The organism is Microbacterium terrae, from assembly GCF_017831975.1.
Taxonomy (GTDB): Bacteria; Actinomycetota; Actinomycetes; order Actinomycetales; family Microbacteriaceae; genus Microbacterium; species Microbacterium terrae.
The window spans coordinates 1,047,250-1,063,894 of record NZ_JAFDSS010000001.1 but is presented as its reverse complement, the minus strand read 5'-3'; the positions used below and the strand labels follow the sequence as shown (position 1 = coordinate 1,063,894).

The following is a 16,645-nucleotide window of genomic DNA, read 5'->3' as shown; positions in this document are numbered from 1 at the left end:
GCCCGGCGCGCGGGAACGTCAGCCGCGCAGCACCAGGTCGTGGGCGACGTAGTACAGCGCGACGTCGATCTCGTCGAGCGGCACACCGTGCCGTGCGTGGTAGGCCTGCCGGTACAGCTCGAGCTGCAGCATCCGCTCCGTGCGCTCCGCCGCCGTGCGGGGCGCCGCGCCGGTCTTCCAGTCGACGATCTCGATCCGTCCGCCGCGGTCGTCTCGTCGATACACGGCGTCGAGCTTGCAGATCACCACGTGCGGGCGGTCGTCGAGACCCGTGATCGTGAAGTCGATCTCGGTCTCGACCTCGAGGGGGCGCAGCTGCGCCCACTCCGACCGCAGGAAGGTCTCTCGCAGCGCGGCGAGGGCGGACTCGTCGGCGGCCGACGCCTCGGTCGCGCCCTCGTCGTCGATCTCCCACAGCGCGTCGTCGAGCGATCCGCCGATCCCCGCCCCGCCCGACCGTTCCTCGACCCACGCGTGGAACAGCGTGCCCAGCCGGGTCTGCCGGAACGGCCGCTCGGGCAGCGGACGCGCGAGCGCGTTCACGGTGCCCGCGTAGTCCGCGACGAAGTCCTTGTACCGCGACGCGGCGATGCGGGTGGGGGCGACCGGCGGCGCGAGCTCCTGTCGGCGCTCGGCGAGGAGGAGAGCGACATCGCGATCCGGCTCCGGGAGCGCCGCCGACCGGGCGGCGTCGACCGCCGCCGCGGCCGCTTCGACAGCGGAGCGCCGTTCGCCGAGAGGGTCGATCGGCCACGACAGCATCCGTCGCTCACCGAGGTAGGGATCCTCGCCCGGGTCGTCGACCGGCACGTCGATGCCGAGGGCGTCGGCCATCTCGGTGTAGAACACGCTGCGCTCGCGCGGCCGACGGGTGCCCGACCAGCTCGCTCCCGTGAGCAGCAGATGATCGCGCGCCCGGGTGACCGCCACGTACGCGAGCCGTCGATCCTCATCGAGCTGCCGCGCGCGGTTCGCGGCGACGAACTCCTCGATCGCGCCCTTCAGGTCCTGCTGCGTCGGCGAGGCGTCGCGGCGCCAGCGCAGCGCGGGGAGCCATGCCGCATCGCCGCGGAATTCGTACGGCAGGATGCCGAACCCGAGCCACGCCTTCGTGTCACGGGCCATGCTCGGCAGCTCGTCCTTCACCAGGCGCACCACCGCAACCGCATCCCACTCCAAGCCCTTGGATCCGTGGATGGTCAGCAGCTGGACCACGTCGTCTTCGGGCGGCTCGGTTCGCGGAGCGAACTCGTCGAGCTGCTCGGCGTGGTCGAGCCAGGCGAGGAGGCTCGAGATCGATCCGGTCTCGTCGGCCGCCAGGAACGCGTGCAGCTCGTCGACGAACGCCCGCAGCTGGGCCGACGCGATGCGCGACGGCCCCCGGCTCTCGTTCGCGGCGAGCTCGATGTCGAGGCGGAGCTCGAGTTCGATGAGGCGCACGAGCTCCGGGATCGGCATGCCCGCAGCCTGCCGGAGGCCGGCGAACACGGCGCCCGCTTCGCGCAGCCGCTCACGTGCGGCGTCGGTGAAGCCGGCGAGCCACCCGTGGTCGGGGCGGGCGCGGGCGATGAAGTCGAGGGCGTCGACGAGCGAGCCCTCGTCTCCGCCGGCACTGGCGCGGATGGCGTCGAGCACGTCGGGCGCGAGCGGCTGCAGCGCCGCGTCGTGGCGCACGAGGCGACGCGAGAGCGCCGCGAGCTCGCGCAGGTCGGGGAGCCCCACGGCCCACCGCGGCCCCGCGAGCAGCCGGATCACCGCGGATCCGGCCGTCGGGTCGCTCACCACGCGCAGCGCGCTGACGACGTCGACGACCTCGGGCGTCGACAGGAGCCCGCCGAGACCGAGGATGCGGTGCGGGATGCCTCGGCGGCCGAGCGCGTCGCCGAAGCGCACCATGTGCTTCTTGCTGCGGAACAGGATCGCACCCGTCGTGGCGCTCCCCTGCGCAGTGCGGTGCGCGCGGACGCCCGCGAACCAGCCGGCGACCCGGTCGGCCTCGGCGTCGATGTCGGCGTCGAACGCGACGTCGACCGCGCCGTCCGGCGCACCCGGGCGCGGACGCAGTTCGCCGACGTCTACCGGTGACGACGCGGCGAGCGGCGCGAGCACGGCGTTGGCTGCGGCGAGCACGCTCGCACTGTTGCGCCAGCTGGTCATGAGCGAGAACCGGGCGCACTCGCCGCCCGGGGCGAACGCTGCAGCGAATCCGCCCAGGTTACCGGCGCTGGCGCCGCGCCAGCCGTAGATCGCCTGATGCGGGTCGCCGACGGCCATCACCGCGGTGCCGGCGAACAGCCCGGAGAGCAGGTCGGTCTGCACGACCGACGTGTCCTGGTATTCGTCGAGGAGCACCACCCGATAGCGGTCGCGCAGCTCGGCGGAGACCTGCGGGTGGCCGCGCATGATCTCGACGGCGCCGGCGACCTGGTCGCTGAAGTCGATCACCCCGGCGCGGCGCTTGGCCGCGCCGTACTCGACGGCGAGGTCGGCGAGTAGTGCCAGGGCCGACACCCGCGTCTCCGCCTCGGCGACGTCGGCGTACACGACGGTGCGCGCGTTGGTCGAGGGTCTGGCGAGCACGTCGGCGAATCGTTCGGGGAAGGCAGCGAGATCGTCGAACGAGACCATGTTGTCGACACCGTCGCGCGCGATCCGCAGCGCCGCGTCGACGATGCTGCGCACTGCTTCGCCGCGGGTCTCGAGGCGCTGGTCGTCTGAGGCGAAGACGACCCGCCGCATCATGAGCCAGGCCGCCGATTCGGAGAGCACCGCCGCCTCGGCGTCGCGGCCGATCCGCACGGCGTGCTCACGCACGATCTGGTCGGCGAAGCTGTTGTACGTGGCCACCGTCGGCCGGTGCAGCAGCGGATCGTCGTCGGACTCGGTCGCCACGGCGCCAGTGCGCGTCGCGAGCGCGTCGATCGCCTCGGCACGCGCACGGGCGGCCGCGGGTCCGGCGAGCCCGGACCGCTCGATCTCGCCGAACACATCGAGCAGGCCGTCGGCGTGGAGCGCCGGCAGGTGCGGGAGCAGCCCCCGCGATTCGAACTCGCCGAGCCGCAGCAGGCGGCGCTGGATACGCTCGGCGAGCTCACCGGCCGCCTTGCGCGTGAACGTGAGGCCGAGCACCTCGTCGCGGCGCACGACGGCGTTCGCGACGAGCCACACCACGCGACCGGCCATGGTCTCGGTCTTGCCGCTGCCGGCGCCGGCGACCACGAGGGCCGGCGAGAGCGGCGACTCGATGACCGCTGCCTGCTCCGCGGTGGGCGGGAACTGCCCGAGCGCGGCGGCGATGACCTCGGCGCGGAGCGTCGGGCCGGGGGCGGGGGCAGCTGCCCCGGAGGCCCCGGTCACGGACATGGTCACGATGCGCTCACCGACCCGATCGTGTGGATGCGGCACAGCCCGTACGAGAACTCGTCGCGGCAGTGCTCTTCGTACGGCGCGAGGAACGCGGTGCCGCGCATGACCGAGACCGCCGAGCGCACCCGGGCGAGGAACGCCTCCCGCCGCTCGTCGTCGAACGGGGGCTGCCACGGGGTGACGTAGTCGGACTTCGCTGCGGTCGGCCGCAGCACCAGCAGCTTCGCGCCGCCCGCCGTGTGGCCCTCCGCGGTCGGGATCGCCCCGGACTCGAAGGCCAGCTGGTAGGCGGCCAGCTGCGGATTGTCGGCAACCTTCGCGTCGGTCTGCGGCTCGCGCTTGCCGGTCTTGAGGTCGATGATCACCACCGCGCCCTCCGGCGTCAGCTCGACGCGGTCGATGTAGCCCGACAGCAGCACGCCGTGCTCGAACGCCTCGGCGCCCTCGAGCGGGATCGCGACCTCGAAGTGCGGCTCGGCGCCGATGAGGCGCCCGCCCGAGTCCTCGAAGCGCCGCAGGTACAGGTGCAGTCGCCGCACGAGGTCGCGGGCACGGACGAGCTCGGCCCGACCGCGCCAGTCGGCCTCGAACGTCAGCTCGTCCCAGCGCGACTCCACCTCGGCCCACAGGCTCGCCTCGTCGCTGCTCTTCGCGTGCTCGAGCGCGGCATGGACGATCGTGCCGAGACCCGCCGTGGTGCCGCCGGGGTCACCGCCGAGGTCGCCGATCACCCAGTTGAGCTCGCACTCTTCGAGGCTGTGCAGGCGCGACGGCGAGACCCGCACGTCTTCGCGGGCGAGGTCGCGCAGCGGCCCTGTCGAGCTGGGCCCGGCCACCCCGAACCAGTCCGCCGGCGCCGCTCCGGCGACGGCAGCGTCGGCGAGCACGGCGAGCTGGCCGGCCGCGTGTGCGCGCCGCGGCGCGGGGACCGCGGGGTCGGTGAGGGAGCGTCGGTGCTGCGCGACGAGCCCGCGCAGAGACAGCGGGTGGGCCACCGTCGCGCGCTCGGCCTCGGGGAGCAGCTCGAAGAAAGGGCTCGGGCCGGTGTCGTCGTCATCGACCGCGGTCACCACGACGCGCCGCGAGGCGCGGGTCACGGCGCGTGCGAGCAGCCGCAGCTCGTCGTGCATCGCCGTGCGGCGGCGGTCGAGCACACCGGCCGACTCGCCGTCGGGACGCGTCGCGGCGTCGGCGAGACGCCACGTCTCGAGGAGTCCGCCCCGCAGCCGTGTGTTCGGCCACACCCCGTCCTGCACGCCGGCGACGACGACGGTGTCGAACTCGAGGCCGAGCGACCCGGCGGGCGTGAGCACCGACACGGTCTCGCCGCGCAGTGGCGCATCCAGGCGGTCTTCGGCGACGTCGCTGTCGAGGATGCTGCGCACGAACACGCGCGGATCGGCGTCGAGCGAGCGTTCGACGAACCGCTTGGCGGCCTGGAACAGCGACACGACGGCATCGAGGTCGCGCCCCGCCTGCTGCGCACGCGGGCCCGTGCCACGGGCGAGCTCGGCCCACGCCCGCTCGAGACCGCTGCGCTCCCACGCCGTCCAGAGCAGCTCGTGCGCCGTCGCGCCCCGTGCGAGCTGCTCTCGAAGCTCGGCCACGGTGCGGGCGAGGGTCGCAGCGCGCCGGGCCTCGCGCATGTCGACCAGGTCGAACTCGAGCGGGGTCCGCATCGCCGAGACGAGGAGTTCCTTGCCCGACCGCTCGCCTCCCGCGCTCAGCTCGACGTGCCGCAGCGTCGACCGCAGTCGCCGCAGCTCGATGGGATCCAGCCGCCCCGACGTGCTCAGCAGCGCGTCGACCACGTCGTCGTAGTCCAGCTCGTCGTCGCGTGCGGCGAACTCGAGCAGGCGGAGCAGATCGCGCACCGGCGCGAGCGTGCCGAGCACGTGCCCGGGGCCGCTGGAGCGGGTCGGCACCTCGCGGGCCGCCAGCTCTGCGACCAGCGCCGCGACCTGGCGGCTGTCGTGGGCGATCACGGCGCAGCGGCCCCAGGGCACGCCGTCGTGGATGTGCGTCTCGCGCAGAAGTCGCGCGATGACGTCGTACTCCTCCGCCGACGAGCGCGTCACGAGAGCACGCACCGAGCCGTCGTCATCGGCCTCGCCCGGAATACGGCGATGCTCGACCACGCCGCCGGCGCCGATGCGCTGCGTGATGCGCGCCGTGAGATCGACCTGCGAGGCACCGCCGCGGTGCGCCGACCGCAGGATGCGCCGATCGCCGAGCGCACCGGCGAGCCGCGCGAAGTTCGCGGCGCTCACGCCGCGGAACGCCCCCGACCCGACGTCGGGGTCGCCGAAGGCGAGCACCGGGATGCCGCGCGCCAGGAGCGCTTCGATCAGCTCGACGCCGCCGAGTGTGAGCTCCTGCGCGTCGTCGACGAGCACCGCGGAGATGCGCTCGATGACCGCGGAGCCGGGACCGGCGGCACGGACGATGCCGACGGCCTCGCGCACGAGGCCCGCCGCGTCGCGGTGCGCGGCCCGCATGCCCGCACGCACCTGGCGGTACTCGGCGGCGAACGACGCCAGCGACTCCCACACCGGCAGCGCGTGACGCTCCCCCAGCGCCCGCAGCGCCGACGGCTCGATGCCGAGCGTGGTGCACTCCGCGAGGAAGGTGCGCACCTCGGTGCGGAACCCCCGCGTCGCCCGGATCTCGGCGCCGAGCCAGGCCGGCCAGCGGTCGACGCCGGCGGCCGCATCCTCGGCGTCGCCGTCGAGCATGTCCTGCAGGATCTGGTCCTCATCGCCACCGGTGAGCAGCAGGGGCGGCTCCGCCCCCGCGGTCACCGTCCAGGCCCGCACGACCTGGAAGGCGAACGATGCGAGGGAACGCGCGGGGGCACCTGCGGTCGCCTTCCCGAATGCCAGCGAGAGCCGGTCGCGCAGATCGGTCGCGGTCTGCCTCGACGGCGTGAGCACCAGCACGGAGTCGGGATCGACGCCCTGTGCGACGAGCGCGGCGGCCCGCGCCACGAGCGTCGTCGTCTTGCCTGCGCCGGGTGCGCCGACCACGATGCCGCGGGCGTCGTGCGGCAGGTCGACGACCGCTCGCTGGTCCGCGTCCAGTGCGGACGCCGCCTCGGATCCTGCGCTCGACACCATGGATTCGACCGTAGCGCGCCGCGCCGACACCGCCGCCCGTTCGCCCTCAGCGTTCACGGGTCGGGCGCCGTCGAGCGTGTCGTAGAGTGGCCATGCGCCCGCACCGGGACGCACGCCGGAGCAGAAAGAGGCACACACGTGGAGATCCGCATCGGAATCGCCAACACCGGCCGGGAGCTGAGCTTCGAGACCAGCGAATCGGCCGCAGACGTGAAGAAGTCGCTCGGCGGCGCCCTCGACTCCGGAGCTACCCACGTGACCTTCACCGACATCAAGGGCAGCTCCTACGTCGTGCCGACCGCTGCACTCGCCTACGTCGAGCTCGGGACCGAGGAGTCCCGCCGCGTCGGCTTCGTCGCGTAAGCCCCCGTGCAGATCCTCATCGGGGTCATCGTCGGCGCCGCCGTCGGCGTCGGCATCCACTTCCTCGTCCCGCTGCGCGACACGCGCGGGGTCGTCGTGGGTCCGATGGTCGGCGCTGTCGCCGCAGGCGTGGTGTGGACCGCCCTCACCTGGGCAGGCGTCGGCATCGACAGCGTTTGGCTGTGGCTCTCGTCGCCCGTCGTCGCCGCCGTGGTGACCTACCCCGTGCTGCTCGTGCTCTCGCGCTCGCGCGTGGCGCACGACGCACGCGAGAAGACGCGCCTGCGCATCGGCTGAGGCCGGCGACGCAGGAGGCCGGCTCAGGCCGCCAGGCCCATCGCGTCCATCCGGCGCGAGTGCGCGGCCATGAGCTCGGTGAACACCGGCTCGACCTTCTCCTCCTCGGCGACGTCGAGGCGGACCGGGCGCAGCGCGGCACGCGCGACCAGAAGCGTGTCGCCCACCAGTCGCCGCCCCCACATCGCCAGGAGCGATCGCCACTCGGCGTCGGCCTCGATCGTCCGCACCACGATGTCGATGATCGCGTCGCGGTCGTCGTCCGCCTGCAGGATGCGCGCGACGCGTCGCCCGGTGTCTTCGTAGCTCGCCGAGAGGGCGATGTAGAAGTCGTCGAGCATGCCGGCGGTGATGTGCACCGACAGCATCGTCTCCTGCGGCCGCGTGCCGTGCGTCGCCCGGCGGAACGCGTCCAACGGCTCGCGGAACGGCAGCATGAGCGTCGTCGGGTCGTCGCCGCGCTCGCGGATGAGGGCGACGAGATCCTCGTGCTTGGTGAGGGCGGCTCCTGCAGCGCGCGAGAGCGCCTCCTTGTCGCCGAGCCCCGGCGTCTGCGCGATCAGCTCGCTCAGCGTCTCGAAGTAGCCCAGCTGCAGATAGGCGGCCTGCCCGAGGAACGTGTCGATGTCGGGCGCGAGCTCGTCGAAGTCGACGCGCGTCGCGTCGCCGAGCTCGCCGCGCGAGCGCAGCTGGAGCTTGCGCCCTTGCTCACGGCGCTGCCAAAACCACTTGACCACGGACCCCAGCCTAGGGCCGGGTATCCTGGAACGCGTCCCGGCGACGGACTGGGACGCCCCGCGCCTGCGGCTGAGTGATGGCGTGGATCCGCCCGCGGCCTCCGCCGCCCTCAACCGAACAGGTACATATCGTGACGACCTTCGCCGAACTCGGCGTGGACCAGGACATCGTCGACGCACTCTCCGCCAAGGGGATCGTCGACGCCTTCCCGATCCAGGAACAGACCATTCCGCTCGGACTCCCCGGGCAGGACATCATCGGCCAGGCCAAGACCGGCACCGGCAAGACCTTCGGCTTCGGCATCCCCGTCGTGCAGCGCCTGGGCATCGACCCCGCGCCCGGTGTGAAGGCGCTCATCGTCGTTCCGACCCGCGAGCTCGCGGTCCAGGTCTACGAAGACATGGACATGCTGACCTCGAACCGATCGACCAGCGTCGTCGCCATCTACGGCGGCAAGGCGTACGAGGGCCAGATCGACCAGCTCAAGGCCGGCGCGCAGATCGTCGTCGGCACCCCGGGCCGCCTGATCGACCTCGCGAACCAGCGACTGCTGGATCTCTCGAACGCGACCCAGGTCGTGCTCGACGAGGCCGACAAGATGCTCGACCTGGGCTTCCTCGCCGACATCGAGAAGATCTTCTCCAAGGTGCCCCCGGTGCGCCACACCCAGCTGTTCTCGGCCACGATGCCGGGGCCGATCGTCGCGCTCGCCCGCCGATTCATGTCGAACCCGATCCACATCCGGGCGACCGACCCCGACGAGGGGCTGACGCAGGCGAACATCAAGCACCTCGTCTACCGCGCGCACTCGCTCGACAAGGACGAGGTCATCGCCCGCATCCTGCAGGCCGAGGGCCGCGGCAAGACCGTCGTCTTCACGCGCACCAAGCGCGCCGCGCAGAAGCTCGTCGACGAGCTCAACGACCGCGGCTTCAACGCGGGCGCCGTGCACGGCGACATGAGCCAGGAGTCGCGCGAGCGCTCGATGGCCGGGTTCAAGGCCGGCAAGAAGGACGTGCTCATCGCGACGGATGTCGCCGCGCGCGGCATCGACGTCGACGACGTCACCCACGTGATCAACCACACGATCCCCGACGACGAGAAGACCTACCTGCACCGCGCCGGCCGCACCGGCCGCGCGGGCAAGACCGGCATCGCGGTGACGTTCGTCGACTGGGACGACCTGCACAAGTGGGCGCTCATCAACCGCGCCCTCGAGTTCGGGCAGCCCGACCCCGTCGAGACCTACTCGTCGAGCCCGCACCTCTACTCCGACCTCGACATCCCCGCCGGCACCAAGGGCCGAATCGTCACTGCACCGCGCACGCAGGCGGTCAAGACGCAGCCCGCGGGTCGTGCGCCCGAGTCGGCCGCGGCCGCCGCGGCCGACGGTGACGGACAGCGCCCGCGGCGGCGCCGCCGGCGCTCCGGTGCGTCCGACCGTGTCGGATCCACCTTCGAGACGGATGCGGTGGCCGAGCCGAAGGCACCGGCGACGCAGCCCGAAACCAGCGATCGCGGCGAGGGCGGCGGCACGCACGACGGCGGCGGCAGCGAGCACCACGACGGCAAGCCTGCCACGCGCCGGCGTCGGCGTCGCCGTGGTGGCGGCGGAGGCGCCCCGGCTGCTGCGGCCGCCGGAGCCTGACGCCCGCCCCTCAGAGAACCGCGGAATTCCGCGGCGTGGGAGTCCACACGACCGCCCCCGCAGGCGCTAGTGTGATCCCCGGACCCGCACCCCTCGGGCGGGAGATCTTCTAAGCAAGGAGCACGAAATGGACCTCTGGTCGAACTTCTGGGACATCATCTGGTGGTTCCTGTGGATCTTCGTCTTCGTGGCCTACCTGATGGTGCTGTTCTCGATCATCGGAGACCTGTTCCGCGACCACAAGCTCAACGGCTGGTGGAAGGCGGTGTGGATCATCTTCCTGATCTTCGTGCCGTTCCTCACCGCGCTGGTGTACTTGATCGCCCGCGGCAAGGGCATGGCCGAGCGCGGCGCGCGCGAAGCCGCCGACATGAAGGCCGCACAGGACGCGTACATCAAGTCGGTCGCCGGCGGCCCGGGCTCTGCGAGCGCGGCAGACGAGATCGCCAAGGCGAAGGGCCTGCTCGACGCCGGCGCCATCTCGCAGGCCGAGTTCGACGCGCTGAAGGCCAAGGCCCTCGGCTGATCGCAGCCTGACGCGCAAGCGCCCCTGTCCGCCTACGGGTAGACGGGGGCGCTTCCGTCTGCGCGCTCGATGATGCGGGCGACCATGTCGTCCGCGGTGGTGTGCTCCCCCGGCTGGTTGGGCTTGCCGAGTCCGTGGTAGTCGCTCGACCCCGTGACGATGAGATCGCGGTCGCGGCACAGCTGCTGCAGCATCCGCAGGCCCGATCCGGTGTTCTCCCGATGCCCGAGCTCGAACCCGGCGAGGCCGGCATCGAGCATGCGCTCGAGCAGGCGGTCGGGGAGCACGCCGGCGCGACCGGCGGGGTGCGCGATGATCGGCACTCCCCCGGCGCCGCTCACCAGGGCGACCGCCGTGACGGGATCGGGGGCATACAGGGCGACGTAGTAGTCGCCGCGCGGGCTGAGGATTCCCGAGAACGCCTCGGCGCGGTCGCGAACGAGGCCGCGCGCGATGAGCGCGTCGGCGATGTGCGGGCGCCCCACGGTCGCCCCGTCGGTCGTCTGGGCGAGGATGTCGTCCCAGACGAGGTCGTAGTCGCGCGCGATCCGGTCGGCCATGAGGCGCGCGCGATCCAGGCGCGACGACCGGATGCGGTCGGTCATGGCCCGCAGCTGCGCGTCGTCGGGATCGACGAGGTACGCGAGCACGTGGACGCTCCGCCACTCGTGGCGTGCGGACAGCTCCATTCCGGGGATGAACGTCATCCCGAGCGAGGATGCCGCCTCCGCAGCCTCCGCCCACCCCGACGTCGTGTCGTGGTCGGTGAGTGCTGCGGTGCGGAGCCCGTGGCGGTGTGCGGCCGACATCACCGCGGCAGGAGGCTCGGTCCCGTCGGAGTGCACGGAATGCAGATGCAGGTCGCTGGGCCCGTCGAATCGCCGCGTCGCATGCACCGTCCGAGCGTAGCGCGATCGCCGGTGGGTTCCGGGGGCGGGCATCGTCGTTCCCGGCCCGTCGCTGACCGATCTCCCAGCCTCTTGACATAGGCTCGCGGTCGTGTTTCGGCTGCTGGGGATCCTCGTGACCGTGCTCTGCGCGATCACGGCGGCGGTCCTCACCTGGCCGGTCTTCTTCCGCGTCGAGCACCTGTTCCCGATCGCGCAGATCGTGTCGTTCCGCGGCATCCTCGTCGGCGTCTTCGTCGCCCTGCTGGTGCTCGCGATGCTGATGTCGCTCATCCGTCCGATGCGGGCCTTCGCGCTGTCGCTGGCGATCGTGTTCGGCGTCGCCGCGGTCGCAGGCTCGGTCATCATGGTGAGCCGGGGTATCGGCACCACCGGGCTTCCCGCCGAGACGGACGAGAGCATCCGCGTGTTGACGTGGAACACGTCGGGCGGCGAGGCCACCGACCCGCAGCGCGTCGCGAAGATCGCCGTGGCGATGAGCGCCGACATCGTCACCCTCCCCGAGACGACGGTCGAATCCGGCGAGCAGGTGGCGATCGCGATGCGCGAGCTCGGGCATCCGATGTGGGTGCACCACGCCGAATACGGCGAAGACGGCTGGGACGCACGGTCGACCACGCTCCTCATCTCCCCCGCCCTCGGCGACTACTCGGTCATCGCGTCCTCCGCCGACGGCACGAGCAACACATCCACCGTTCCGAGCGTCGTGGCGATGCCCGTCGACGGCACCGGCCCGACCATCGTCGCCGCGCACGCGGTGGCGCCGCGGCCCGACGACATGGAGCACTGGCGCGCCGACCTGCAATGGCTCGCCGACCAGTGCGGCCAGGACGATGTGATCATGGCGGGCGACTTCAACGCGACGGTCGACCACATGGGGCAGCTCGGCGTCGAAGACGGCACCCTCGGCCGCTGCCACGACGCCGCAGTCGAGACCGGCAACGGCGCGGTCGGAACCTGGACGACGGCCATGCCGGCGCTCGCGGGCGCTCCGATCGACCACGTTCTGGCCTCGGGCCACTGGCGGGCGACCGGCTCGCTCGTGCTCGACGCCTCGAGCGGCTCCACCAGCGATCACCGCCCCCTCGTGGTGCAGCTGGAGCCCCTCGGCTGACCGCATCATTCCGGCGGCGACGACGGCTCCCGCGTGCGAGACTGGGACGATGAGCACCACGGGCGAAGGCGACACGATCGCGCAGGAACCGACGCAGGCCACGACGACGAGCACGAACCGTCGACAGCCGTACGGACAGGGCTTCCTCGACACCATCTCCACGGGCTGGTCCGAGCGGCCGGACTCGCTGCCGGTCGAGCGCGCGCAGGCGCCGTACGCCGCAGCGCGCCGTGATGCGCTGTCGGCCCTGTTCCCCGGCAAGCGGCTCGTGATCCCCGCCGGCGACCTCAAGCAGCGCAGCAACGACACCGACTACGCCTTCCGCGCGCACTCGGCTTTCTCGCACCTCACCGGGTGGGGAGCGGACTCGGAGCCCGGCGCCGTGCTCGTGTTCGAACCTGCTGCCGACGGTCACGACGTGACCCTCTACTTCCGCGAGCGCGCAGACCGCACCACCGCGGAGTTCTACTCCGACGCTTCGGTGGGCGAGTTCTGGATCGGACCGCGACCTGCGCTCCCCGGCGTCGCCGCCGACCTGGGCATCGCGACCGCGCACATCGACGAGTTCGCCGCGGGCGACGACGACGTGGTGCTCGACGACGACGCCGACCTCGCCCGGGCCGTGTCGGAGCTGCGCCTCGTCAAGGATGAGTACGAGATCGCCCAGATGCGCCTCGCCGTCGACGTGACCGCGCAGGGCTTCGACGACATCGTCGCGCACCTCTCCGACGCTGTCGCGCATGCGCGGGGCGAGCGGGTGGTGGAGGGAGTCTTCCACCGACGCGCCCGCACCGACGGCAACGCGGTCGGCTACGACACGATCGCGGCATCCGGCCCCCACGCCTGCTACCTGCACTGGACGCGCAACGACGGCGCCGTGGTTCCCGGCGACCTGATCCTCGTCGACGCGGGCGTCGAGGTCGACAGCCTGTACACCGCCGACATCACCCGCACGCTGCCGGTGAGCGGTCGGTTCACCGACATCCAGCGCCGCGTCTACGAGACCGTCCGCGAGGCGGCCGACGCGGCGTTCGCCGCGGCGGTGCCGGGCGTCACGTTCCGCTCGGTGCACGAGGCCGCCATGCGCGTGATCGCGGCCCGCACCGCCGAGTGGGGACTGCTGCCCGTGACCGCGCAGGAGGCGCTGGATGCCGACAGCGGCGGCCAGCACCGTCGGTACATGGTGCACGGCACGAGCCACCACCTGGGGATCGACGTGCACGACTGCGCCCAGGCGCGTCGCGAGATGTACTACGACGGCATCCTCGAGCCGGGCATGGTGTTCACGATCGAGCCGGGACTGTACTTCCAGATCGACGATCTGACCGTCCCCGAGGAGTACCGCGGCATCGGCGTGCGCATCGAGGACGACGTGCTCATGACGGCGGAGGGCGCGGTGAACCTGTCGGCCGGCATCCCGCGCACGGCCGACGAGGTCGAGACCTGGATCGCGCGCCTGAACCCGGCGGCGTGAGCTTCTCGGCACCTCCCGCGTTCACCACGCGCCCGACCCTGTCGGGCACGTTCGGCATGGCCGCGTCGACGCACTGGATCGCGACGGCCGTCGCCCAGTCGATGCTCGAGCGCGGCGGGAACGCGTTCGATGCCGCGGTCGCCGGAGGCTTCGCGCTGCACGTGGTCGAGCCGCACCTGAACGGTCCGGGCGGCGACCTCGTCGGCATCTTCGCGACCGCCGGGGAGCCGGGCACCGCACGCGTGCTGATGGGCCAGGGCCCGGCGCCGGCGGGCGCGACGATCACGCACTTCCGCTCCGAAGGTCTCGATCTCGTGCCCGGCGCCGGTGGCCTCGCGGCCGCCGTGCCGGGCGCCGTGGACGCCTGGCTCCTGCTGCTGCGCGACCACGGCACGCTGGAGCTCGACGACGTGCTCGCACCGACCATCGGGTACGCCCGGGCGGGCGTGCCGCTGCTGCCCACGACGGTGGCGACGATCGAGCGGGTGCAGGATCTGTTCCGCGTCGACTGGCCCTCTTCCGCCGAGCTGTGGCTGCCGGACGGAGGCGTGCCGGCGGCGGGGAGTCTGCACCGCAACCCCGCGTACGCGGGTGTGCTCGAACGACTCATCACCGCAGGCGCCGAGGCTCCGACGCGCGAGGCGCGCATCGACGCCGCCCGCGACGAGTGGGCCACCGGGTTCGTCGCACAGACGGCGTCGGCCTTCCTCCGCGCGCCGCACCGCCACGCGTCGGGAGGCGAGCACGCGGCGGTGATCACCGCCGACGACTTCGCCGGGTTCCGCGCCGGGTACGAGGCGGCAGTCACCGCACCGTTCCGCGGCCATGTCGTCGCCAAGGCCGGCGCGTGGTGCCAGGGACCGGCGCTCCTCGAGGCGCTCCGCATCCTCGAGCCCCTCCCCGACGATCTGCTCGACGTCTCGACGCCGGACGGCGCGCACACCGTGATCGAGACGCTGAAGCTGGTACTCGCCGACCGCGACGCGCACTTCGGCGACGGCGCCGCGCTCACCACGCTGCTCGGCGACGACTTCGTCGCGGCTCGCCGGGAATCGATCGGCGCCGAGGCGTCGCGGGAGTGGCGGCCGGGCATCGTCGACGGCGACCCCGGGTTCCGCCCGCCGCTGCGTCGCACCGCCGACGAGCAGGTGGCCTTCGCCGGAACGGGCGAGCCGACGGTCGCGCGCACCGGCGAGACGCGCGGCGACACCTGCCACATCGACGTCGTCGACCGCTGGGGCAACATCGTCGCCGTGACGCCGTCGGGCGGCTGGCTGCAGTCCTCGCCCGCCATTCCCGAGCTCGGGTTCTGCCTCGGCACGCGGCTGCAGATGATGTGGCTCGACGAGTCGGCGCCCTCCGCGCTGCGCCCCGGGGCACGCCCGCGCACCACGCTGACGCCCACCCTCGTGCTGCGCGACGGCGCCGCCATCGCGGCACTGGGCACGCCCGGCGGTGACCAGCAGGACCAGTGGCAGCTGCCCGCGCTGCTGCGGATGCTCGTGGGCGGATGGACCGCGCAGGAGGCGTTCGACGCACCGACCCTCCACACGACGGCGCTCGTCGACTCGTTCTGGCCGCGCACGTGGGAGCCGGCGGGAGTCGTGGTCGAGGACCGCCTCGGAGACGATGTGATCGACGGGCTGCGGCGCCGGGGACACGACGTCGTTCGCGCCGGCGACTGGCGCCTGGGGCGTCTCTCGGCCGTCGGAATCGATCGCGAGTCGGGGCTCCTGTGGGGCGCGGCCAACGCGCGGGGGATGCAGGGGTACGCCGCCGGACGCTGACGCGAACGTCGTCGCCGTCATTCCCACCCTGACCGCGTGCGCGGCGATAGAGTTCGCGCATGATCGGCCTTCCGGCCGCCGGCGACGGCGTCGTGCACGCGGTCTTCGTCGCGCTCGGGATCGCGGCCGGGATCGCCGTCTTCGCGTGGGAGGTGCGCCGCCGGGGCCTCCACGACGATCGGCTGTGGATCATCGCGGGCACCTGCCTCGCCTTCGGCGCGATCGGATCGCGCGTGGGCACCTGGTGGCAGCAGGTCGACCCGAGCGCGAACGATACCCTCGCCCAGTGGTGGATGGACGGCAACCGCAGTGTGCTGGCCGGACTGGTCGGCGCATGGATCGGCGTGCACGTCGGCAAGCTCATCACCCGCTACTCCCCCTCGACCGGAGACCTGTTCGCGCCCGCCGTCGCCCTCGCGATCGGCATCGGCCGCATCGGGTGCCTCCTCACCGAGCTGCCCGGACACCCGACGGGCGGCGACTGGGGCATCATCCTCACACCCGAGCACGCCGCCGCGCTCGGCGGACCAGCCGGCGTGGGTCTTCATCCCACATACCTCTACGAGGCGCTGTTCCAGATCGCCGCGTTCGCCGTGCTCTGGCGCATGCGCGACCGGATGCGCCGGCCCGGCGAGCTGTTCGTCGCCTACGTCGCCGCCTACGCCCTGTTCCGGTTCCTCGTCGAGTTCGCGCGCGCGAACGAGCAGGTCTGGCTCGGGCTCACGCGTCCGCAGTGGTTCCTCCTCGTCATGCTGCCGCTGCTCGCCTGGCGCGTGGTGCGCATCGCCCGGCCGCTGCCGGCGGCATCCCCCGTCCCATCCCCCCTCGGAGGTCGCGATGACTGACGCCCCACCGCCCGGGTACGGCCCTCCCGCCGGATACGGCCCGCCTCCCGGCTTCACGCCGCCTCCCGGCGCACCGCCGCCGGCCGGTGGACAGCCCCCCGGACCTCCCCCACCTCCCGGCGAAGAGCCGCCGGGAGCACCGCAGCCGTCACCGGGCGGGCACGGGTCGCTGTGGCTCGGCATCGGGATCGGCGTCGCCGCGTTCCTCCTCGTGTGGGCGCTCTCGCTCCTCGTCGGCGGGACCGACATGTACTGGATCCCGATCATGGCCTGGCTGGGGATGCCGCCGCTGCTGCTCATCGCGGGGATCATCCTCGCGGTCATCCCGCGCACCCGGCGCACCGGTGCAGGCATCCTCATCGCGGTCGGCGCCGGGGTGCTCATCGTGGGCGGCGTGTGCGTGGCACTGCTCACGACGTACTGACCGCGGAGACGACCACCCTCAAGACGCACCTCCGCCACA

At 72.6% G+C, this 16,645-nt stretch carries 13 protein-coding genes; 9 read left to right on the top strand and 4 right to left on the bottom strand.

The window, feature by feature from the left end; translation table 11 throughout:
• Positions 1 to 18: 18 nt before the first annotated feature.
• Both JOD63_RS04855 and JOD63_RS04850 read right to left on the bottom strand, forming a co-directional pair.
• Positions 19 to 3,363: an ATP-dependent DNA helicase gene (locus JOD63_RS04855; protein ID WP_045274767.1), complete on the bottom strand. Its 3,345-nt coding sequence runs from the start codon at positions 3,361 to 3,363 to the stop codon at positions 19 to 21.
• A gap of 2 nt (positions 3,364 to 3,365) precedes the next feature.
• Positions 3,366 to 6,482, bottom strand: a complete 3,117-nt coding sequence (locus JOD63_RS04850; protein WP_045274778.1) for a UrvD/REP family ATP-dependent DNA helicase — start codon at positions 6,480 to 6,482, stop codon at positions 3,366 to 3,368.
• A 138-nt stretch (positions 6,483 to 6,620) separates the two neighbouring features.
• Between JOD63_RS04850 and JOD63_RS04845 the strand changes: the two genes are divergently transcribed.
• Positions 6,621 to 6,845, top strand: a complete 225-nt coding sequence (locus JOD63_RS04845) for a DUF3107 domain-containing protein (RefSeq protein WP_045274768.1) — start codon at positions 6,621 to 6,623, stop codon at positions 6,843 to 6,845.
• Positions 6,846 to 6,851: 6 nt separating this feature from the next.
• Positions 6,852 to 7,142 carry a hypothetical protein gene (locus JOD63_RS04840; protein WP_045274769.1) on the top strand — a complete coding sequence of 97 codons (291 nt, stop codon included), beginning with the start codon at positions 6,852 to 6,854 and terminating at the stop codon, positions 7,140 to 7,142.
• A 23-nt stretch (positions 7,143 to 7,165) separates the two neighbouring features.
• Here JOD63_RS04840 and JOD63_RS04835 read toward each other — a convergent pair whose 3' ends face one another.
• Complete coding sequence (locus tag JOD63_RS04835) at positions 7,166 to 7,879, bottom strand: ferritin-like fold-containing protein (RefSeq protein WP_045274770.1); 714 nt, start codon at positions 7,877 to 7,879, stop codon at positions 7,166 to 7,168.
• A gap of 131 nt (positions 7,880 to 8,010) precedes the next feature.
• On the opposite strand from JOD63_RS04835, the gene JOD63_RS04830 reads away from it, so the two are divergent.
• Positions 8,011 to 9,528, top strand: coding sequence for a DEAD/DEAH box helicase (locus tag JOD63_RS04830; protein ID WP_045274771.1), 1,518 nt, complete (start codon positions 8,011 to 8,013; stop codon positions 9,526 to 9,528).
• 127 nt (positions 9,529 to 9,655) lie between these two features.
• Positions 9,656 to 10,054: an SHOCT domain-containing protein gene (locus JOD63_RS04825; RefSeq protein WP_045274772.1), complete on the top strand. Its 399-nt coding sequence runs from the start codon at positions 9,656 to 9,658 to the stop codon at positions 10,052 to 10,054.
• Positions 10,055 to 10,086: 32 nt separating this feature from the next.
• Here JOD63_RS04825 and JOD63_RS04820 read toward each other — a convergent pair whose 3' ends face one another.
• Entirely contained in the window at positions 10,087 to 10,950 is an 864-nt protein-coding gene (locus JOD63_RS04820) for a PHP domain-containing protein (RefSeq protein ID WP_245617945.1), read from the bottom strand.
• A 103-nt stretch (positions 10,951 to 11,053) separates the two neighbouring features.
• Here JOD63_RS04820 and JOD63_RS04815 point away from each other — a divergent pair, with 103 nt between their 5' ends.
• The 5 genes from JOD63_RS04815 to JOD63_RS04795 are packed head-to-tail and all read left to right on the top strand — an operon-like array spanning position 11,054 to position 16,606.
• Positions 11,054 to 12,076 (top strand): endonuclease/exonuclease/phosphatase family protein, encoded by a 1,023-nt coding sequence (locus JOD63_RS04815; protein ID WP_045274774.1) that lies wholly within the window; start codon positions 11,054 to 11,056, stop codon positions 12,074 to 12,076.
• A 49-nt stretch (positions 12,077 to 12,125) separates the two neighbouring features.
• Positions 12,126 to 13,550 (top strand): aminopeptidase P family protein, encoded by a 1,425-nt coding sequence (locus JOD63_RS04810; protein ID WP_045274775.1) that lies wholly within the window; start codon positions 12,126 to 12,128, stop codon positions 13,548 to 13,550.
• Positions 13,547 to 15,337: a gamma-glutamyltransferase family protein gene (locus JOD63_RS04805; RefSeq protein WP_045274776.1), complete on the top strand. Its 1,791-nt coding sequence runs from the start codon at positions 13,547 to 13,549 to the stop codon at positions 15,335 to 15,337. Before JOD63_RS04810 ends, JOD63_RS04805 begins: the two co-directional genes overlap by 4 nt.
• A gap of 59 nt (positions 15,338 to 15,396) precedes the next feature.
• Entirely contained in the window at positions 15,397 to 16,182 is a 786-nt protein-coding gene (locus JOD63_RS04800) for a prolipoprotein diacylglyceryl transferase (RefSeq protein ID WP_211088050.1), read from the top strand.
• A complete protein-coding gene (locus JOD63_RS04795) occupies positions 16,175 to 16,606 on the top strand; it encodes a hypothetical protein (RefSeq protein WP_211088049.1) in 432 nt (143 codons plus the stop codon). Before JOD63_RS04800 ends, JOD63_RS04795 begins: the two co-directional genes overlap by 8 nt.
• The last annotated feature ends 39 nt before the right edge of the window (positions 16,607 to 16,645 follow it).

Excerpts from the sequence above, each read along its gene's own strand:
- JOD63_RS04855 (WP_045274767.1), bottom strand. The coding sequence starts at position 3,363 with ATGTCCGTGACCGGGGCCTCCGGGGCAGCTGCCCCCGCCCCCGGCCCG.
- JOD63_RS04850 (WP_045274778.1), bottom strand. The coding sequence starts at position 6,482 with ATGGTGTCGAGCGCAGGATCCGAGGCGGCGTCCGCACTGGACGCGGAC.
- JOD63_RS04825 (WP_045274772.1), top strand. The coding sequence starts at position 9,656 with ATGGACCTCTGGTCGAACTTCTGGGACATCATCTGGTGGTTCCTGTGG.
- JOD63_RS04810 (WP_045274775.1), top strand. The coding sequence starts at position 12,126 with ATGAGCACCACGGGCGAAGGCGACACGATCGCGCAGGAACCGACGCAG.
- JOD63_RS04800 (WP_211088050.1), top strand. The coding sequence starts at position 15,397 with ATGATCGGCCTTCCGGCCGCCGGCGACGGCGTCGTGCACGCGGTCTTC.
- JOD63_RS04795 (WP_211088049.1), top strand. The coding sequence starts at position 16,175 with ATGACTGACGCCCCACCGCCCGGGTACGGCCCTCCCGCCGGATACGGC.